The sequence below is a fragment of the Pseudomonas sp. TNT2022 ID642 genome, from assembly GCF_028656995.1.
Classification (GTDB): Bacteria; Pseudomonadota; Gammaproteobacteria; order Pseudomonadales; family Pseudomonadaceae; genus Aquipseudomonas.
In genome coordinates this window covers 1-1,016 of the sequence record NZ_JAMDGW010000054.1, presented here as the reverse complement: position 1 = coordinate 1,016, position 1,016 = coordinate 1, and the positions used below count along the sequence as shown (strand labels likewise).

Genomic DNA, 1,016 nt, shown 5'->3' with positions numbered 1-1,016 from the left:
TTGATCAGGGTAACAGTCATCTGAATGTTGTCACCTGGCATTACCATTTCAACGCCTTCTGGCAGCTCGCAGTTACCAGTCACGTCAGTAGTACGGAAGTAGAACTGTGGACGGTAGCCTTTGAAGAACGGAGTGTGACGACCGCCTTCTTCCTTGCTCAGAACGTAAACTTCTGCGGTGAACTTGGTGTGCGGCTTAACCGAACCCGGCTTAACCAGAACCTGACCACGCTCAACGTCGTCACGCTTGGTACCACGCAGCAGAACGCCGCAGTTCTCGCCAGCACGACCTTCGTCGAGCAGTTTGCGGAACATTTCAACACCGGTACAGGTGGAAACGGTAGTGTCACGCAGACCAACGATTTCCAGCGGATCTTGAACGCGAACGATACCGCGCTCGATACGACCAGTCACAACAGTACCGCGACCCGAGATCGAGAATACGTCCTCGATTGGCATCAGGAACGGCTTGTCGATCATGCGAACTGGTTCTGGGATGTAGGCATCCAGAGTCTCTACCAGCTTCTTGACAGCGGTAGTGCCCATTTCGTTGTCGTCTTTGCCTTCCAGCGCCATACGAGCCGAACCGATGATGATTGGAGTGTCATCGCCCGGGAAGTCGTAGGTGGACAGCAGGTCGCGAACTTCCATCTCAACCAGTTCCAGCAGCTCAGCATCGTCTACCAGGTCAGCCTTGTTCAGGAAAACCACGATGTACGGAACGCCTACCTGACGGGACAGCAGGATGTGCTCACGGGTTTGTGGCATCGGACCATCAGCGGCCGAGCAAACCAGAATAGCGCCGTCCATTTGAGCAGCACCGGTGATCATGTTCTTCACATAGTCAGCGTGACCTGGGCAGTCAACGTGAGCGTAGTGACGGATCTTCGAGTTGTACTCAACGTGCGCGGTGTTGATGGTGATACCGCGAGCTTTTTCTTCTGGTGCGCTGTCGATCTTGTCGAAGTCAACGATTGCGGAACCGAAAACTTCGGAGCAAACGCGAGTCAGAGCAGC

The 1,016-nt window shown here is 54.4% G+C and carries 1 protein-coding gene; it reads right to left on the bottom strand.

What is annotated here, in order from left to right; all coding sequences use genetic code 11:
• Window positions 1-1,016, bottom strand: a 1,016-nt coding sequence (gene tuf / locus M5G26_RS29450; RefSeq protein ID WP_273917191.1) for an elongation factor Tu, incomplete at both ends; no start/stop codon positions are given.